Source organism: Parafrankia sp. EUN1f, assembly GCF_000177675.1.
Classification (GTDB): domain Bacteria; phylum Actinomycetota; class Actinomycetes; order Frankiales; family Frankiaceae; genus Parafrankia.
In genome coordinates this window covers 44,571-59,823 of sequence record NZ_ADGX01000049.1, presented here as the reverse complement: position 1 = coordinate 59,823, position 15,253 = coordinate 44,571, and the positions used below count along the sequence as shown (strand labels likewise).

At 69.7% G+C, this 15,253-nt stretch carries 12 protein-coding genes and 1 CRISPR repeat array; of the genes, 1 reads left to right on the top strand and 11 read right to left on the bottom strand.

The genetic code is table 11. From position 1 onward, the window contains the following. The coding region (gene istB / locus FREUN1FDRAFT_RS16560) for an IS21-like element helper ATPase IstB (protein ID WP_006541262.1) at window positions 1-527 on the top strand (527 nt) is incomplete at its 5' end. Window positions 528-684: 157 nt separating this feature from the next. Continuing rightward, a CRISPR array of direct repeats spans window positions 685-1,026; the repeat unit is 28 nt; unit sequence GGAAGACCCCCGCGTGCGCGGGGACGAC. Between the two features lie 219 nt (window positions 1,027-1,245). Here the strand turns inward: istB and FREUN1FDRAFT_RS16555 are convergent. The 11 genes from FREUN1FDRAFT_RS16555 to FREUN1FDRAFT_RS16505 form a co-directional block, all read right to left on the bottom strand. Next, window positions 1,246-1,800 (bottom strand): hypothetical protein, encoded by a 555-nt coding sequence (locus FREUN1FDRAFT_RS16555; protein WP_157474860.1) that lies wholly within the window; start codon window positions 1,798-1,800, stop codon window positions 1,246-1,248. Between the two features lie 574 nt (window positions 1,801-2,374). After that, the gene (locus tag FREUN1FDRAFT_RS16550) at window positions 2,375-3,172 is read right to left on the bottom strand and encodes a methyltransferase domain-containing protein (protein WP_369809801.1); all 798 of its coding nucleotides are present in this window, start codon (window positions 3,170-3,172) and stop codon (window positions 2,375-2,377) included. Window positions 3,173-3,265: 93 nt separating this feature from the next. Continuing rightward, complete coding sequence (fxlM, locus tag FREUN1FDRAFT_RS16545; protein ID WP_006541258.1) at window positions 3,266-4,465, bottom strand: methyltransferase, FxLD system; 1,200 nt, start codon at window positions 4,463-4,465, stop codon at window positions 3,266-3,268. 316 nt (window positions 4,466-4,781) lie between these two features. Then, window positions 4,782-5,585 (bottom strand): hypothetical protein, encoded by an 804-nt coding sequence (locus FREUN1FDRAFT_RS16540; protein WP_006541257.1) that lies wholly within the window; start codon window positions 5,583-5,585, stop codon window positions 4,782-4,784. 641 nt (window positions 5,586-6,226) lie between these two features. After that, window positions 6,227-6,739: a hypothetical protein gene (locus FREUN1FDRAFT_RS16535; protein WP_006541255.1), complete on the bottom strand. Its 513-nt coding sequence runs from the start codon at window positions 6,737-6,739 to the stop codon at window positions 6,227-6,229. Continuing rightward, complete coding sequence (locus tag FREUN1FDRAFT_RS46405) at window positions 6,736-8,382, bottom strand: helix-turn-helix transcriptional regulator (protein ID WP_232295225.1); 1,647 nt, start codon at window positions 8,380-8,382, stop codon at window positions 6,736-6,738. The genes FREUN1FDRAFT_RS16535 and FREUN1FDRAFT_RS46405 overlap by 4 nt, the downstream gene beginning before the upstream one ends. A gap of 183 nt (window positions 8,383-8,565) precedes the next feature. After that, window positions 8,566-9,717 (bottom strand): hypothetical protein, encoded by a 1,152-nt coding sequence (locus FREUN1FDRAFT_RS16525; RefSeq protein ID WP_006541253.1) that lies wholly within the window; start codon window positions 9,715-9,717, stop codon window positions 8,566-8,568. Continuing rightward, a complete protein-coding gene (locus FREUN1FDRAFT_RS16520; RefSeq protein ID WP_006541252.1) occupies window positions 9,714-10,559 on the bottom strand; it encodes a thiopeptide-type bacteriocin biosynthesis protein in 846 nt (281 codons plus the stop codon). Before FREUN1FDRAFT_RS16520 ends, FREUN1FDRAFT_RS16525 begins: the two co-directional genes overlap by 4 nt. A 12-nt stretch (window positions 10,560-10,571) precedes the next feature. After that, window positions 10,572-11,810: a lanthionine synthetase C family protein gene (locus tag FREUN1FDRAFT_RS16515; protein ID WP_006541251.1), complete on the bottom strand. Its 1,239-nt coding sequence runs from the start codon at window positions 11,808-11,810 to the stop codon at window positions 10,572-10,574. Beyond that, window positions 11,807-14,905 carry a lantibiotic dehydratase gene (locus FREUN1FDRAFT_RS16510; protein WP_006541250.1) on the bottom strand — a complete coding sequence of 1,033 codons (3,099 nt, stop codon included), beginning with the start codon at window positions 14,903-14,905 and terminating at the stop codon, window positions 11,807-11,809. Before FREUN1FDRAFT_RS16510 ends, FREUN1FDRAFT_RS16515 begins: the two co-directional genes overlap by 4 nt. An 85-nt stretch (window positions 14,906-14,990) precedes the next feature. After that, the gene (locus FREUN1FDRAFT_RS16505; protein WP_006541249.1) at window positions 14,991-15,185 is read right to left on the bottom strand and encodes an FxLD family lanthipeptide; all 195 of its coding nucleotides are present in this window, start codon (window positions 15,183-15,185) and stop codon (window positions 14,991-14,993) included. Between the last annotated feature and the right edge of the window lie 68 nt (window positions 15,186-15,253).

The window sequence follows — 15,253 nt, the reverse complement described above, 5'->3', positions numbered from 1 at the left end:
CCAGCCTGCGCCGCGACGTCCTCGCGCACCTGGCCACCGGCACCTTCGTCGCCAAAGCCGAGAACGTGATCCTGCTCGGCCCACCCGGCATCGGGAAGACCCACCTGGCCATCGGCCTCGGCGTCAAGGCCGCCCAGGCCGGCTGTTCGGTCCTGTTCGACACCGCCAACAACTGGATCACCCGGCTCGCCGCAGCACACCAGGCCGGACACCTCACCACCGAACTCAAGAAGATCCGCCGCTACAAGCTGATCATCATCGATGAGGTCGGCTACATCCCCTTCGACCAGGACGCCGCCAACCTGTTCTTCCAACTCGTCGCCTCACGCTACGAACAGGGCTCGATCCTCGTCACCTCGAACCTGCCGTTCGGCCGCTGGGGCGAGACCTTCTCCGACGACGTCGTCGCCGCAGCCATGATCGACCGGCTCGTCCACCACGCCGAGGTCCTCACCCTCACCGGCGACTCCTACCGCACCCGAGCCCGCCGCGAACTGCTTGCCAAAGACCGCCCCAACCGCGACTAACCTGACCAACGGGTGCGCCGATTTACCTCGGCAAGAACCGCTCAGTTTTCGCTCGGCGTCAACACGGGCACCCACACGGCCGTCACTGGGCAGGATCTCGTGGCCGCCGACACGCGGGGACGACGCGGTCGCGCCTGATGCTCGGCAGGTGGTGTACGGAAGACCCCCGCGTGCGCGGGGACGACCACTGCAGTGGGCTCGGCATGTCATCCTCCACAGGAAGACCCCCGCGTGCGCGGGGACGACGAGACGAGGGTTGCGGGGACGCCGGGGACGCCGGGGGCGTCGGGAAGACCCCCGCGTGCGCGGGGACGACCACCCGGTCGGCAACCTTCCCGACCTCACTGACGGAAGACCCCCGCGTGCGCGGGGACGACATCAAGAACAAGGGTGTGGAGATCCTCAACTGGGGAAGACCCCCGCGTGCGCGGGGACGACCCACCGGTCACGTTCCGGCGCGGCTGCGTCGCGGGAAGACCCCCGCGTGCGCGGACCCGCACGACTGGGGAAGACCCCCGCGTGCGCGGGGACGACTCGTGCGGGCGCAGCTCGTACAGGGCGATCCTGGGAAGACCCCCGCGTGCGCGGGGACGACCGGTCGGCGGCCGGGGCGCAGGGCATCGCGCAGGGAAGACCCCCGCGTGCGCGGGCGCCTCAGCTGCGCACGGCAAGGACAAGATGAGCATTCCTGCTGTGAGAAAGACGGCGGATTTAACTGTCAGCATGTGCCAACTTCCTGGATAACCAGGACGTCGATCTTCCATGTGTTGGAATTCTTCAGGGCCAGGGCTTGGATGGCGTGACGCCCTCCGGGTTCGTTGTCCTCCAGCTGGCCATCGGCGCGGTAGTTGAGCCAGCTACTTCCATCGGAGCAATCAACGATGGTAATACGATCTGGATTTGCGGCTGGTTCTGCGGCCGTCACCGAACCGGCATAGGTTGGCGCTCCCCGCGCGACGAGGCCGTCCCGCTGGTTCGCGTACACGGCCTTATAGATCGAGGAAAGCGCCTCGCCGCTGACGTGCCGCGCAAGGCGCGGGTCCTGGTAGTCGCCAGTGGCGGCGATGGCGATCCAGTCCTCCCACATCCCCCGATAGGCGGTGAGCGCGTCGCGTTCAGCGATCTCCGCCGGGGTCAACGACGCCGAGGGGCCGGCATCGGACGGAGAAGGCGCCACCGACGCAGGAGGCGCCGGTGGATCGCCGGAACCGTCGGTGCAGGCACCGGCCGCGAACAGGACCAGCAGGGCAACCGTCCATCCGCGCCGCCTCACGTTCCGTTACCCATCTGACCTCTGCCTCATCGCGTAGGTGACCCGCCGGAGTGCCAGAGAGTTAGACCATTAGCGGCAACGAATGACAAGAGAGGTAAGCGTCACAGACTCGTTCGCCAAGATGCGAACTAACATGCGCGCGAGCAAAGAGCGTGACTACACTCCGCACTTGCAATCTCGGCACCCTAGTGGGCAGACGGGCGCCCACGACCCGGCGGTGACACGCCCACCTGGCGCGGCCAAGATCGCAAAAGTGGCTGGGTGGGCCTGGCGGGAATCCGCTGGCCAAGGGCATCTACGCGAGCCGAGGGGTGTGACGCGGATCGTTGGCCGCGTCGACGCCGGGATCCGTCCGGTCCACCCTGAAAAGCTGACAGTGCGAAAGCGGAGAGTGATGTCCAGGATGGACATCACTCGGCATCATGCCGTGCCGATGCAAGTGCATGGCATCTTCAGGACATTTCGCTGCCAGCAAAAAATGGGGCGGGAAAAGATCAACGCCCGCCGATGTACCGGAAAGTAACGACAGCCGTCGGCGGGGAGGCCGGCCGGGAGGCGGCCGGCCTCGGCGCCGTCATTGGGTGGTGTCTGGTTTGATCATGGTGAGGTAGGCGATGGGTGTTTCCAGGAGGAGGGGGCGTCGGCGGGCGGTCGAGCGCCATGCTTCGGCGTACTTGCGGGCGACGGCCGCGCCGAGGACGCGGCTGATCGCCTGGTAGGCGGACTCTCCCGCCGGGCCTACGGCGCGTAGGGCGGCGTCGGCGGCGGCGACTCCGATGATGGGGGCGGTGACCGTCTCCTCGGTGTGTGAGACCGGGAGGAGGCCGGCGAGGCGGGCGTTGCCGACGGCGTGCGCCGCGGTGAACAGATGCGCGGCGGGACGGACGCCGGCGAGGACTCGTTCGGCCTGGGCGATCTCGTGAGCGCTGAGTCCGTCGAGGCTGACAGGTTTGCTCTGCCCGAGCAGGGGTTCGCACAGCGATAGCCGTCCTGCGGGTTTGAGGACGCGGGCGATGTCGGTCAGCATCCGGCGGGGGTGGCGGAGTGGGCCGAGGACACTGCGGCCGATGACCGCGTCGACACTGGCGTCTGGCAGGGGTACGGGGTGTTCGAGTAAGTCCCAGACCGATCCCCAGGTGTGGCCGTTCTCCGGGGTCGGCCGGATCCGCTGCAGCGCGACGGTGGTCGGGGCGAGGGTGGTGACGCTGCCGCCGGGGACGACGGCCCAGAGCGCGGCAGGGGTCAGGGTCGATGCCTGGCTGAGGTCGACCAGGTCCTGCCCGGGACGGACCCGTGCCCCGGTGAGGACCGTGGTCTCGGCGGGTGACAGCCGGCGCCGGCCCTCGAGATGCTCTTGGTGACGGTGCACGATCAGAAGATCCGCCTCGGCGGATCCGGTGGTGGAGCGGCCGGTGGGCCGGCCGCTCCGCACGGATTTGGAGGAGGGACGGGAGGAAGCCACGGTTCAGCCCCAGCTGATCAGGACCTGCGCGGACGGCAGATTGAAAAGCCGGCCGGGTGGTGGGGACTTCTCGACGATGCCGCGGGGGTAGACGTGGATCGTGGGGAGCTGCCCGCGGTGCTCGGTGTTCCAGGCACGGACGTCGTGAGCGAGCTGGTCTCCGAGCCGGACCCGGTGTGGCCCGTAGGCGATCACACCGAGTTCCAGGCCCGTACCGGTGGTCTGTCCGAGGGCGAGGTAGGCGATCGTGTCGTCGGTCCAGGTCGCTGGCACACCAGGCGGGACGGCAGAGGCGATCGGGCCTTGCTGATCGGTGCGGGTGTCGGGGTGGAACCGGCCCAAGGTCTGTTGGGCTGTCGCCAGCCACAGCTCCAGGCTCAGCAGCAGGGTGTCGTCGGGGGTGAGGATGACACCGGTTCCCACCGTGTGACGTGGCTCGGCGAGGGCGGCGACCAGGGCGTCGATGTCGACGTCCTGGTCGGGGCCGACGTTGAGCCGTGCCCCGCCTGCCAGGGTCACGGTGGTCCGGCGGGGGACCCCGAAACCCTGCATCGGTCCGAACGCGAACGGGCGGATCGCATCCGAGGTCAGGATCCCGCCGACCTTGGTGAACGCGACGGTGCGGGTGAGACCGCGGAGGTGCAGCGGGATGATGATCCTGCCGCCCTCGACAAGCTGGTCGAACCAGTCCTGCGGCACGTCCGGCGTGTCGCACGTGACGATGATCCGGTCGTAGGGGGCGCGGAGCCCGAACCCGAAACGCCCATCGCCGACCAGAGCCGTGATCCCGGTGTAGCCGGCCACACGCAGGCATTCGTGGGTCCGGTGAACCACGGCCTCATCGAGATCGAGGCTCACCACCGAACCTGTCCGGCCGGCCAGCCTCGCCAACAACGCGGCGCCGTAGCCCCCGGATCCCAGCTCGAGAATCCGCTGGCCGGGTTCGACCCGCAACGCTTCCAGCATCGCCGCAATCACCGAGGGCTGGGACACCGAGCCCACAGGGTTCCCGTAGACGTCGCGTTTGAGGACGACGGTCCGGTCCTGGTACGCCACCTCGGGCGGCAGGTTCGGAAGGAACAGCTCCCGCGGAACGGTACGCAACGCGGCCTCCACGGCCATGGGCACCGGTCCGGCGGCCAGGATCCGCTCGACCATCGCGTTCCGCAGCTGCACGGGCGAGGCGTCCGCGATGGGCAGCATCACGACGCCACCGCCGGGGAGCGGCCATCATCCCCGCCGCGTTCGGTCGCGGTATCCGCAGCTAGCGGGCACAGAGAAGTGGAGATCATCAGGTCCTCCTCGATGTAGGGCCTCGACGACAGAGCCAGCCGACCACCGCCCTTGTGGTGGCAAGCTGACGCGCCGCCGCTGAACGCCCTCAGCTTTCCAACCGACTGCGGGCCCGTCTTTCCCCGGGAAACGAACATCCGTTTCGGGTCTGTACAGTGCCGCTGACCTGCGGCGACGGCAGCGGCGGGGTGTATTTCTTCGGCTCGAACCCGCTGAATCTTTCGGCTCACTTCGCTCGGGCCAGATACGCGCCGCGGTCCCGCCGTGATTGCAACACCGGGAGCCGGCCCCGATTTCGCACGTGTTCGGGCCCCACGTGCCCGTTCAACCAGCCGAGGAACCGGTATCCGAAGGCAGCATGTTCTCGACCGCCAAGGCCAGGCGTTACGATCGCGGCACGATCCTGTCCGGTCGCGTCGGCCAGCCAGCCGATCAGCAGGCCCTCCAGCAGCAGATGCAGCCCAACCTCACGGGTGCGCACCTCGGCGTGCCAGGCCAGCGCGTCCTCCAGGGTCTGCACGTCCTCCAGGGGCAACGGGGTACGCATCCGCACCCCGAGTTTGCGTGGCTGGTTGACCTGCGCGATCAGCTCCATCGCCCGCGCTGGCGTGATGCCTGGTTCGCCGGTGATCGTCAGGGTGCGCAGCCAGTCCTCGGCCAGCTCCCGTGGCGACGGCCGGGGCACTACCGGTCGAATCCCGACCGGCCAGACCCACAGCCCGCCGTCGTCTTCGATACCGGTCACCACACCGAACCCGGCGGCGGCCAGGACGTGCCGGTAGCGCTGTTCCTCACCAGGACGGTCGAGAAGGTCGTCGTCGGTGACGCAGCGCACGAGAAGTGCCTTGTGCCTCTCCTGGGATTCGACGATGAACCCGCCATGCCGCTCGCCGCGTTCGGCACACCCTGCGCCGCGCAACGCGTCCCGGATCGCCTCAGCATGCTGTTCCCGCGTGGCGCCCGGCGGGCGGGTCTCGTCGCCGGCGGAGGGACCGTGGTGCTCGGGCTTGGTCCTTCGCCGCCAACGCATGATTCACGGTAAGGCCGGCGATCTACGGCCGTCGACCACTCTTCTCGCCTGGCTACAGCAACCTTGGCGAAGGGACCTGAAGGAGCGCCCGCCCTGTGGTCGGATAGGGGGCATGACCGGCGACCACGAGGCCGCCCGGCGTCTGGCCGCTCAGGCTCGCGTGGTCGGCCGCGTGTCCGGACGGGAGCCCTGGCGCGATGCTGTCCGCTGGGTCAGCCGCGGGCGGTTCGGTCACCGTGCCAGCTGGCCGCGCGTACATCGGGTCGACACGCCCTGGCAGGACACTGTCTCAGGTGAACGATCCGGCTGGCGTCAGCGGGCAGCGAACCTCCACGGCCAGCAGGTGTTCGCCGTCGACTACCAGGTCTGCCGCCGCTGCCGGCTAGGCTGGGTGGAACAGCCTTACACCCTGGAGCCCCACCAGCGGTGCGGGTTGGCCAGCGCTGGCCTCGCCGCCCTGCGGGCTGAGTATCCCGGCCTGTCCTGGCACACCCTCGGCGGCCATTTCCGTTCCTCCCAGCCGTTCTGGGCCGCGATCGGCGCCCGCACGTCACCAGCGGCTGATCAGACGATGCCAGCCGAGGTCTTCGCCGTGCTCGGCGCTTGTCTGGCTCTGGTCCGCTTGTCCGAGCAAAGCGGGATTACAGCTGCGGCTGTCGCGCTGCCCCGGTTGGCCAGATGACCTGGACGGCGCGTTCGTTCGCTTGGGCACGAGCGACGACGGCGGCTGTGCCGCCCTGGTCCGCGGGAGCCTGGCCGTCCCAGACCGCCATGAGCAGATCGACGGTGTCGAGGAGCGCCTCGTTCGCGGCCTCATACGCTGCCCGATCGGAGACCTCGTGCGGCAGGACCCGTACGGCGGCAGCCCGACGGACGAGGTCGTCGAACAGAGGGGCGTGGTCGGATTTGACCTTCCTCGCGCGGTAGTCAGCGGCAGGGATAATCACCTCGAGTGTGCCGCCGATTTCCAGGACGACGTCGGCGAAGATGCTGTCGGAGCCGGCCGCGATGCAGCTGACGCCGGTCAGGTCTGGCGCGTACGGCAGGAGAGCCGCGGTGAGAGCGGCCCGGACGAGGGGGACGGTCGCGGGGGTGAGGTTCATGTGGCCGGTGACACCGATGCGGGTCAAGTCCTGACCTTCCTCACGTCTCATATCCGGGCCGCCGTGTCTTCGGCGCGAAGCATGGGTTTGATCCTCCCGCACAGCTCGGCGATGGGGCGGGCGGATGTTCTGGTCTCGGCATGCCGATAGAACTGGCCTAGTTTGACCCGGACGCGGCTGGACCGGGTCTGCTCGACCGTTGTCACGGCGGCGTGGCCCAGCCGTGCTGCCTCGTCGAATTCGCCCTGTACCAGTCTGATCTCGGCGTGCCCGAGCTGATCAAGAGCGGTGCTACGGACGCTGCCGACGCCCCGAGCCCGGACGGCCTGGCTCAACCAGGTGGCTGCCTCGTCGGCATACTCGGGCGCCTGGTGCGCGATGTCGAGAAGACGACCTCCGGTGACGCCGGCCAGTTCCGCCTGATCGAAGTAGGAGATCCAGTACGGTTCAACGGCCGGGTCGACGTCCCGGAAGGCGTCCTGCGCCCGGCCTGTCGCACGTCGGAAGGCGGAGAGCCGACCTTGCTGGGCGTAGGCCCATGCCTCGCGCGTGAACAGCATCGCACGCACCGCCGGGGTCGCCCGAACGCCGGCGACGTCCTGCGCGAGCCGGACGAGCTCAAGTCCTTCGGTCGTCCGGCCGAGATAGAACTGCTGCCGCGCCATGCCAGCGAGGATGTTCGCGCAGAACACGGGATCGTCAGCCGCCTTGGCCGATCGAAGAGCGAGCAGATAGTAGCGCTGCGCGACCCCTCCCTGACCCGAGTCCCAGGACATCGTCGCGGCGGTACCAGCAAGATCGGCCATCACACCGTGCAGCCGCCGGGTCAGATCCTGTGGATGCGAGAAGTCGCGAAGCTCATCCGCGATCTCAGCGAGCTGACCCACGACCGCCTTCCGCCGAAGGCCACCGCCGAACTGGTTGTCCCAGGCCCGGAAGGTCCGCGCGGCCTGCTCAATCTGCTCGATCTCCTCATCGCCGACGCCCGCGGTGCGACGCTGCCCGGCGGGCGGCTCGATGGTGTTCAGCCAGCGCTCCGCCCCTTCGAGAAGAGCAGCGCCGACGATCACGTCTGCCATCGCGCGAGCCGCCTCGCGGCGATCAAGGGAGAGATCATCCCTGACGATCTTATCCACCGCCTCTGTCGTCGGTGCCATTTCCCACGTCATGGGACCTGTCGTTTCCTCGGAAAGGCGGCCGACGGGACTCGTGCCCAGTTCCACCAGCGATCGAGTTCCCAGGACGGCGGTGGGCTCCGCCATGGCGCCGGCATCGGTTCTGTCGCTCTGGCGCCTCGTCTGTCCCGGCAGTTCTACCGGCTGAGGCTGGGCGGTTTTCGACGTCTTGTCGATGAGGAGCAGGTCGGCGGGGCCGAAATGCTCGCGGTCGTCGAGGTCGATCAAACTGTGGATGCTCGTGCCGTAGACCTCGGCGAGCAGAGCGAGGAGCTGGGGGGTGGGTCGGCGACGGTTGCTCGGCAGCGGCCAGTTCTCCAGTTCCGACAGCTTCGGGCCGGTCATGGGGGCAGCGCCGTCCGGGTCGAGACCGGCGCGGGCGGCGCGGGCGTTGATGTGGTTCGCGGCCTGCGTCTGAGTCCAGCCGCGGGCATGGCGATGGGCGGCGCGGGGACGGTAGTGGTAGCGACGGGCGAACTCGATCGCGATCTCGTCGTGGGACATGCCGACCGCGCGCATCCGTGCCCGCAGCTCGTCCTGCTCCACCCGCTGACTTGGCTTGGCCGTCACGACGCGCTCGATCCCCTCCGAAACCAGCTGGCCGAGCTGCCGGTGGTTCCTGACTGGAACCATTCTCAGGGTAGTCCTTCTGTCACGGACCGAGTGGTAGGAGATGGTGCCGTCCCTCCGTCGACCCGTTGTTCAGCTTGTCGTTGTTGTGCACTCGCACCGTCTGGTGTGGTGGATCAGATGCCCGCGTAGCTGATCTTCGGCGGAGTTCACCGTGTCCATCAGGTCTCCATACAACGCTTCGGGGAGGCCACCGGCATCGAGGCCAGCGGCATAGATGACGTCGGTCAGGGCATGTCGCTGCGCCGTGGTCATCGACTCCCGGAGGCGGTGCGCGAGCGTGTCGCGGGCCGTGTATGCGTCATCGAACGCGCCTGCGATCAGGGCCTGCCGTAGTGAGTCGATGCGCGGATGGTCGTGGCCGTCGGCGAGGTTGAGCGTGATCATGCCTGCTCGGGCGCGGAAGACCCTGGTGGACGGGTCGGGTTGTCGCATCAGGATGAGCGCGGTGGTGACGAGCGGGGCGATCTGAGGGCCGGTGTCGGCGCCGGCCTGTCGCAGGCAGTACACCCGCAGGATCGTTTGGACCGCCTGTTCCCAGGGCTCGGGGGTGGTGCTCTGGTCGACCAGCTCTGCGGCCTGCTCGGTGTGCCCGGCCTGGGCGAGTGCCAGGACGGTCGCCTGTCGGCCGTCGAGCAGCCGGCGGCCGACTCCGCGGTGGGCGGCTGCTCGTTCGGCGGCTTCGTGCCAGCGCCCGGCCCGTGCCAGTGCCCGGACTCCGTCCGCCAGGAGCGCCGTCCAGGTCAGGGTGCGCATGGTCCGATGGTCATCGGGGGCGCAGGTGACGTTGTGGAGACTGACAGACCGTCCGTCGATCAGTGCGCTGGTCTGCGTGAGGGCGGCTTCGTACAGGGTCTGAAGGATCGCGTAGGCGCGGTTGCCGTCACCGTCGCGTATCTGTTGGCGCGGCAGGTTGAGCACCGGTTGGAGGGCGAGTTCGGCAGCCGAGGCGGGCAGTGGCCGTGCCTGGTCGAACAGCGTGTGCTGTCGCCAGCACAGGTCCTGGGCGAGGTCTGGTTGTCCGCAGTCGGACGCGATCAGTGCCGCCTTGTTGCAGACTTCGGCGGCTCGGACGAGTGGGATGCCGTTCGCTGTTCGTGCGGCCAGGTCTTGTAGGTGTCTGACTCGGTCTTCGAGGGGGAGGCCGGGTGGGCGGGGGCGTTGGACCAGCGGGAACCAGGCACGCAGATTCTCGTCGGTCGGGTCTGTTCCGACCTTCGTCATGTCGGTTCCCGTTCGTGCGGCTGGTGATCGGCGGTGGGCTTATGCCCGAACACCACGGTCTTGGCGGCGTGCGCGAGGACAGCCTGCGCTGTGTGGGGAAGACCGTGCCGGTTCCAGGCGAAGATGACGTGGTGGGCGAGGACGGCGCGCAGGCCGCGGTGTAGCCGGCCGTCGGTGGCCAGGATGGCCAGTTCGGTGCCGGCGGCGGCGAAGGCGCTGGTCCAGGCGGTGAAGGCCGGCGGCAGGGCATCCGTGGGCAGAAGGCGGTTATCGATGCTCATCAGGCGTCGCAGGCCGTCGTGCAGGGTGCGGAGCCCGTCGTCGGGGATGCGCTCGGGTGGTTGCCGGTGATCGGCGACTCTCGCCCATACGTCGCCTTCCTCGTACCAGTCGAGTCCGGCGGCGTGTAGCAGGTGCGAGCACAGCAGGACCGACAGTTCACGGCGGCGCCGGTCGGCCGGGTTGTGGCTGGTGTCGTTCAGGTAGGTGAGCAGGTGTCGGCTGTCGAGGTGGAAGAGCCGGTGGGCGGTGTCCATGCCTTCGGCGCCGCCGAAGGCATGGCTTTCTGGTTCGTAGAGGGTGAACGTGGTGTCCTGGATGAGGCGTGTCTCCTGGAGGCCGGCGAGACGGGTGTGGATGTACGCCTCGGCCTCTCCTGTCGTCTCGCGGGGCAGGTAGCGGATGCGCCAGCAGGGCGCCTTTCGCACCAAGAACCAGGAGGTGATGAGCCCGTCGGTCTCGGCGCTATCCAGCAGAGGGGTGAGGTGGTCCACGGCGGTGGCCTCGGCGCTCACCCAGTTGGGGAAGGCGACGTTGACCTGGTGCCAGGTGAGGGTGTTCATGTCGGCTCCTGATCAGGCCAGCAGGAGGAAGGCGTCCCAGCCCGACGCCGGGGCGGCGCCGGTGCCGGCGGTGTGCAGGGCGAGGGCGGCGCCGGCGGCACCGTCGAGAAGCTCGGGGTCGAGCACGGTTCTGTCCATCTGTGCGATCAGCCTGGCTGACAGGCCGGGGAGTTCCGCGGCGATCTGGGGGTTGTGAGAGTCGGCCGCCATGCGCCAGGCGGACTGGAGCAGCCCGGCGGTGCCGTGACACAGGCCGATCTCGGTGAGCTGGTCGAGTTGCGCCTGATCCCGCAGTGCCGCGAGTAGCGCGTTCTCGGCGGCGTGCTGGCGTGCGGTGTCTCCGAGGGCCATGCCGGCGAGCTGCTGGGCGCGGGCGGTGCCGCTGACGCCGTAACACCAGGAGGGGCGGGGCCGCAGGGTCGCCGCGACCTGGCCCTCGCGGACCTGGCGGTGGGTGATGAATCCGGGCCACCAGGGGCCGGCGTCGCCGTGCTGGCGCCAGCGGTCGGTCCAGGTGCAGATCCGTGCGATAGCTTCGTCGGCGCCAGGGATGGGCAGGCCGCGCAGGCGGGCCAGGGAGAGCAGGGCGAGAACGGCGCCGATGCCGTGCGCGAGGCCGACGTTGCCGTGTCCCTGGGGGAGCTCGGGGCTGGGTTCGCCGTTGGGTGCCGAGTCCGTCCACCAGGGTGGGAGGTCGTCTCGGACGGCCAGTGGTTCGGTCAGCCTGACCAGGTACGACAGCAGCTCGCCGGCGATCGGGTGATCGGGGTGGCGGCGCAGGTGGTAGACGCCGAGTCCGGACAGGCCCCGGATCAGGTCGAACTCCTTCATCGCGGGCCGCCGACTCTGCTCGATACGTAGGTGGGCCGCGGCAAGTCGGGTGCGGGTCATGGCGACGACGGCCTGATCCAGGCTGCCGAGAGCACGGTTATACCGGCGTGATGGTCCGGCTGCGGTGTGCAGGGTGAAGGCCAGGGCCGGAGCGCCCAGGTACAGGCCCGCGTTGGCCGCCGCGGTCAGGTCGTCGGACGCGGCGGCGGACAGCCAGGCGTGCGCGGTGCCCCAGTCGCCGTGCCCGGAGTGGGCACGTTCGATGTGGAGCAGGGCGACGCCCGCCGCGCCGCCGGCGAGCGACTGCGGCCACGCCCTTCCCCCGGCTGGTCGCTGGGCGGCCCAGGCGGTGTTCGGGTCGGCCAGGGCTTCGGCGACGGCGTCCGCGGCGGCGAGCGCGCCCGGATCGGAACTGGTCATGATGGGTTCCTCGTGCGCGCGGTCCAGCTCAGCGCGGCGGCGCGAGCCAGGTGCAGGCAGGCGCGCTCACCGGGCAGGCTGACTCCGGCCATACGGACGTGGTGGAGATGCAGAAGATCAGGCAGCAGGGTGGTGGGGGACTCTGCGCGGGTCTCCTGGAGGACGTGTCGGTAGGCGGCGAGTGCCTCGCGCCGGTGAGTCCAGCAGGAGAGGACGTCTTCGCCTCCGGGCTGTGCGGCCAGGGCGCGTGGGTCGGCCGGGTTCGCCAGGGCGATGGTCTGCTGGTACAGCGCGCGGGCCGGGGCGGACGGCTCCGTTCGGGTGTGGCTGATGAGCCAGCGTGTCGCCTCGACGGTGTCGCCGATCAGGCCGGTCACGATGGCGAGCATGCTGGCGGCGGTCAACGCGCGACGGTCGGGTCCGTACTTCTCCCGGGAGGCGGCGAGCTGGGCGAGGGCTGCCACTGAGTCAGCGGCGAAGTACGCCTCCGCGGTGTCCATCGCGGCGGTGCCTCCGAAGCGTGAGGTCTCGGGGAAGTAGGTGTCCCACTGCGCGCGGGAGATCAGGCCGGCGCGGCGGAGCCGCCGGGTCCAGGCACCGATCCGGTCAGCGGCCGGCCCCACACCGTCGGTGGTGACCGTGCGCCGCAGGCGCAGATGGTCGTCGGGGTCGTGGTAGCGCAGGAACCACCACCGCGCCTCGCCCGTGGCCTGCCCGTTCAGCTCGTCGACGAGGTGCGGCAGATGGTGGGTGAGGATGGCGTCCTGGACACCGAGGCCGGCGTAGAGCTTGACCGAGAACCGTGCGTCGCAGCCCGGAAGATGCCCGTGATCGCGGCCGACGGCCTGCGCCTGGCTTACCCAGCGCGGTGTCGCCGCCTGCGCGGTGGCGGCTGCCAGGGGGACGACGATCTCGTGGGCATGCCCGTCGACCCAGCCGGCCGCGTCGGCGTCGGGGGCGGCGCGCAGCAGAGCGGTGCCGGAGCGGTCGAGGTGGGAGCGCAGCAGTGCCCGGTGGGCCGGCTCGGACAGGTCCAGTCCGATGCGCTGGTCACCGTCGCCGAGGTAGACCGCTGACGGGAGGTTGACCTGCTCCCGCCAGCTGGCCAGGGCACGGTCCCACTCCGTCCAGCCGGCTGCGGAGCCGGGCAGGTCCTCGGCCCCCAGCAGCCAGCGCGCCGGCGAGAGGACTGTTCGTCCATGCCGCAGCGCCGGCAGGAACGGCAGCCGGGCCGCGGCCCCCCAGTCGAAAGGGGCGCAGGGAACGCTCAGCGCGCCTGGCGCCTCGGTGAGGAAACGCGCCAGCGGATGCGCGCGTCGCACCGGCTCCACCGCGTTGAGCGCCACCGGTTCCACCAGCTGGCGGCGGGAGAGCGAGAGCAGATAGATCCGGTGCACATCGGCCGTCACCACGATGTCGTCCAGCGACAGCGAGCCCCCGCCCTCGCTGTCGTCGTACTCGCCGAGGGAGAGCCGGTGCGCCATGACCTGGGGGGAGCGTCCTACCGTGTCGGTGTTCGTATAGCGAGCGGGCGCGGAGATCTGCACGCTCAGCGCGTCGCGGCTCGCGGTGGGAAGACCCGCGTACAGCGCGGACATCCGCGCACCGTCCTGAGCGTCGAAGAGGTCCAGGAATCGTCCGGTCGTGGTGCCGGCTCTGCGCGACACCCCGACGACCGCGAGCGTGAACGCGCCCTCGTCGAGCGAGCGGGTGCTCGCGGCGTGGACGCGTACGGTGAGTTCCGTGGTGGGCTGAACGCGGTCGTCCTTGTCGATGACCGTAAGGTCGCTGACCATCCTGTCGTCGAGGAGGATCTCCCGTTCGCGGCGCAGCGCGGCGTTCTGCGCCAACGCCAACAGCTTCGCGTCCCGATCGGTGAACGTCACGCCCTCGGGTGATGCGGGGCTTCCGGCATAGCCGGCGGGATAGCCCAGTCCGATCTCAGGGTCAACCGCGTCGAGAACGGGAACCAGAGCGCACGGCCCATACCGTTCGAGGAACCGGCCATGCCAGACGTCCCAGCCGGAGCTGAGCGTCGAGCGCCGCGCCAGGCGCACCAGCACACCTGCCGCCGCCGCGGCCTCGGCCGCGACCGAGCGGGGCACAGCCAGAGACCAGTCCATCCGCAGATCAACCCGGAGCGCCGGCTCCGCCGAAGGGTGGACCTCAGCCATGTCCACGCCGAGGCGTTCGCGGCGGCTGCGCGCGGCGGCCCAGCTCGGCGCGCTGTCATGACTGCGCAGCCCATCGACGATCCCGTTCAGGCGTTCGGCGACCCAGGCCGTCTCGGCGGTGACCGGCCCGCCGTCCAAGGTTGCCTGGAGTACACCCACGACATGACGGAGAGGGCCGGTCGCCGTCATCGGAGGCCGCAGGTTCGTGATCAGGAACCGCTGCGCCACCAGATCGGCCAGAAGCTTGTCGACGACGTCGGTCGGAACCGGGGCGAACTCGGACGCGAGTCCGGCCGCGAGGTCGGAGAGCCGCACCGATCGGCGGCCGATGCCCATCGCGGCGCGTACAGGTGCGTTCGCGCGTACCTGTACGCGCGTCGGAGCACCGTCGGTGCCTCCTCCGGCACAGTGCTCCAGCACCAGATGGCCGTCACGCTCGAACACGAGGTTGTTCGCCACCACATCCAGCCGCGCCCGGACGGCCGGATCGGCTTCCAGCCGGTTGACCACCGCGCAGAGCCAGCCAGCCTCGACCCGCGCGACGGCACGGTGCGCCGCGCCGGCGCGCACCGAGGCGTGGTCAGCGACGCGCGCCGGCGCGACCCCCGCGAACAGGCCGAACGGCGTCGCCCGCCCCGACGCACGAAGCCGGTAGCGCATCACCGACAGCACTGCCCGCCGCACCCCGGCCTCGGGTATCTGGCGTCCGTTGCGGATCTCCTGAACGCGGCGAGCGAGCACAGGGCTGGCCTGCTCCAGCGCCATCTCGAAGGCGCAATTCTGCATCACCTCCCGTAACCAGAGGCGCCAGGACTCTGGCGTGGCCGCCGGTCCGACCAGGTCGGGCCATTGCTCGTCCACCGCGTCCGCAGGTGGGTTCACCGCGGCACGCACCACCACGGTGTCGAGATGCTGATACACCGGCCACTCCGCAGTCGGGCGGCGTCCGTCCGGCCGCCGAGGCCGGCCGGACGGACGCCGCGTTCTCAGGTCGTCGGGGCGCTGGTTACGGGCAGGTGGTCGAGCAGGCCGTCTCGCACGTCGTGCCGCAGCCGTCGTCGGTCATCCGGATGAGCCGGTCAGCGGCCGGTCCGGACTCGACGATCGAGACGTCCAGGTCCCATGTGGTGAAGTCCTCCTCCTGGTCCCGCCCCGCCTGCGGGGGCACGGCCAACACCGGGTCATCGAGCTGGATGGACATGAAGACCTCCTGGGTTGTGATGGTGGTGGTGCGATTCCGGCGCCCGGACATCCGTTCGGGAGCGCGGA

Excerpts from the sequence above, each read along its gene's own strand:
- fxlM (WP_006541258.1), bottom strand. The coding sequence starts at position 4,465 with ATGCTGCCCATCGCGGACGCCTCGCCCGTGCAGCTGCGGAACGCGATG.
- FREUN1FDRAFT_RS16540 (WP_006541257.1), bottom strand. The coding sequence starts at position 5,585 with ATGCGTTGGCGGCGAAGGACCAAGCCCGAGCACCACGGTCCCTCCGCC.
- FREUN1FDRAFT_RS16535 (WP_006541255.1), bottom strand. The coding sequence starts at position 6,739 with ATGAGACGTGAGGAAGGTCAGGACTTGACCCGCATCGGTGTCACCGGC.
- FREUN1FDRAFT_RS46405 (WP_232295225.1), bottom strand. The coding sequence starts at position 8,382 with ATGCGCGCGGTCGGCATGTCCCACGACGAGATCGCGATCGAGTTCGCC.
- FREUN1FDRAFT_RS16525 (WP_006541253.1), bottom strand. The coding sequence starts at position 9,717 with ATGACGAAGGTCGGAACAGACCCGACCGACGAGAATCTGCGTGCCTGG.
- FREUN1FDRAFT_RS16520 (WP_006541252.1), bottom strand. The coding sequence starts at position 10,559 with ATGAACACCCTCACCTGGCACCAGGTCAACGTCGCCTTCCCCAACTGG.
- FREUN1FDRAFT_RS16515 (WP_006541251.1), bottom strand. The coding sequence starts at position 11,810 with ATGACCAGTTCCGATCCGGGCGCGCTCGCCGCCGCGGACGCCGTCGCC.
- FREUN1FDRAFT_RS16505 (WP_006541249.1), bottom strand. The coding sequence starts at position 15,185 with ATGTCCATCCAGCTCGATGACCCGGTGTTGGCCGTGCCCCCGCAGGCG.